This window comes from Streptomyces sp. LS1784, from assembly GCF_020103755.1.
Lineage (GTDB): Bacteria > Actinomycetota > Actinomycetes > Streptomycetales > Streptomycetaceae > Kitasatospora.
Genome location: NZ_JAHSQD010000873.1, coordinates 1 through 2351, shown reverse-complemented (window position 1 = coordinate 2351; position 2351 = coordinate 1). Strand labels below are relative to the sequence as shown.

At 74.9% G+C, this 2351-nt stretch carries 2 protein-coding genes; both read right to left on the bottom strand.

Annotated elements, in window-relative coordinates; all coding sequences use genetic code 11:
* Positions 1-702 (bottom strand): AAA family ATPase (locus KS423_RS43645; RefSeq protein WP_224285238.1); only part of this gene is annotated, 702 nt, incomplete at its 3' end.
* Positions 699-1868, bottom strand: a complete 1170-nt coding sequence (locus tag KS423_RS43640; RefSeq protein ID WP_224285237.1) for an exonuclease SbcCD subunit D — start codon at positions 1866-1868, stop codon at positions 699-701. The genes KS423_RS43645 and KS423_RS43640, both read right to left, overlap by 4 nt.
* Positions 1869-2351: the final 483 nt, after the last annotated feature.

The following is a 2351-nucleotide window of genomic DNA, read 5'->3' as shown; positions in this document are numbered from 1 at the left end:
CGCGGCGGGCTCGGCGCCCGGACCGGCGGCCTGTTCGGCCTTGCTGGTGAGGTCCCGAAGCCGGCGCCGGCCGGCCTGGACGGCGGCCTCCTGGCCGCGGCGCTGCTCGGCCAGCCAGGCCTCCACGTGCTGGAACCGCTCGGTGTCGAACAGCCGCCGCAGCAGCTTGCCGCGTTCCTCCGAGTCGGCCTTGAGGAAACGGGCGAAGTCGCCCTGCGGAAGCAGCACCACCTGGCAGAACTGCTCCCGGTTCATGCCGATCAGCCGGTGGATCTCCTCACCGGCCTCCTGGTGCGACTTGCTGAGCCCCCGCCAGCCGGGCGTGCCGTCGCCGGTGTCGGCGGCCCACTCGCGCAGCAGGGTCTGCGCCCGCTCGACCGTGGTGCCGGTGCCGACCTTCTTCGGCCGGCGCTGTTCCGGCAGCCGGGTGATCCGGAGCTGCCGCCCGCCGAGGGTCAGTTCGAGCTCCACCGACGTCAGCCGCTTCGGGTCGGCGTGGTCGCTGCGCAGCCGGTTGGCCCGGCGCGCGCCCGGCGTCTCGCCGTACAGAGCGAAGCAGACCGCGTCCAGCACACTGGTCTTGCCCGCGCCCGTCGCGCCGCGGAGCAGGAACAGCCCGCCGGCGGCGAGCGCGTCGAAGTCCACCGTCTCGCTGCCCGCGAACGGGCCGAAGGCGGTGACGGTGAGCCGGTGCAGCCTCATCGGGGCAGGTCCGCCTTCCGGTCGGTGCTCTCCCGGACGCGCTCGAAGCCCTCGCGCAACCAGCCGAGCTCGTCCGGCTCCGGCTCGGCACCGGGGCGCACGTGCCGCAGGAAGCCCTCCGCGACCTCCAGGTCCCCGCGGCCGCTGACCCGGGCCGCGTAGGACTGCGAGGGCCCGGCGTCGCTCCGCTCGGGGTCGAACAGCAGCTGGAGGGTGTGCGGGAAGCGGCGGCGCAACCGCTCCATCGGCTCGCTCGGCCGGGCCGCGTCGGTGAGCGTGGCCTGCACCCAGGACTGCTCGTGCCCGGCGTACTTCTCCTCGGTGAGCAGTGCGTCGAGGGTGTCGCGCAGCGTCGCCAGCCGGCGCGGCTCGGGGCAGGGGACGCGCTCGGCCGTCACCGAGCCGTCGGCGGCCAGGTCGACCAGCCACATGGTCTTGCGCTGGTTCACCTCGGAGAAGGAGTAGGCGAGCGGGGAGCCGCTGTAGCGCAGGTGCGGGGCGAGCGTCTGGCAGCCGTGCAGGTGGCCGAGCGCGGCGTAGTGCACCCCGTCGAAGACCGACGCCGGTACGGAGGCGACGCCGCCGACCGCGATGTCCCGCTCGCTGTCGCTCGGCGCGCCGCCGGTGACGAAGGCGTGCGCCAGCACCACCGCCCGGGTGCCGGCCGGGCGTGCCGCGAGATCCGCCCGGACCTGGTCCATCGCGGCCCCGAGCACCGCCGCGTGCCCGCCCTTCGCCAGCCCGAACCGCTCGCGCACCAGTGTCGGCTCCAGGTACGGCAGCCCGTACACCGCCACCGGGCCGTGCCCGTCCGCCAGCAGGACGGGCTCCGCGCACTCGCCCGGGTCGGTCCGCAGGTGGATGCCGGCCCGTCCGATCAGCCCCGCCCCGACCCCGAGGCGGCGGGCCGAGTCGTGGTTGCCGCTGATGAAGACCGTCGGCACTCCCAGGCCCGCCAGCCGGTGCAGCACGTCGTCGAACATGGCGACCGCTTCCAGTCCGGGCAGTGCCCGGTCGTACACGTCGCCCGCGACCAGCACGGCGTCCACGCCCTCGGACCGGACCACCTCCACCAGGCGGTCCAGGAAGGCGCGCTGGGCGTCGTGCAGGCTCTCCCGGTGGAACGAACGCCCGAGATGCCAGTCGGAGGTATGCAGCAGTCGCATGGTCCCCGACCCTAACGCGCAGCACTGACAATCCCGCCCGGCTCTGCGGAACCGGACGCCCCAGGGGCCGCGGTGGTCCCGGCTCCACGCGACTGGGGCCTTGCCTGCCCTTGCCGGCGATGGGCGTCGGGCTCCGTGGGGCCGGCCGACCTGCACGGAGCCGGCGGCCTGCGTCCGTCTCTCCCCGGCTTCCGGCAGTCCGGGGCCCGGGGCACTCTGCGACGGCGGTCAGGGGCGGCGCTGAGCCTGTTCGATTACTCGGGGTGAATTGTCAGTGGCTCTGTGTATGTTCCTCCGCGTCGACCACTCCAGCCGGGGTGGCCGGCGTGATCCGGTGTCGGGCGAGCGAGAAGGAGGAGCCATGGCTGCTGTGCGGGAACTGGTGTGCGGGGTGCTGGGCGCTGCGGCGGGGCGGCCGTCGCGGGGGCGTCGGCGGGTGTCGGTGCTGGCCGGGCGGAGGCCGGGTGAGGGCGCCGGCGGGGC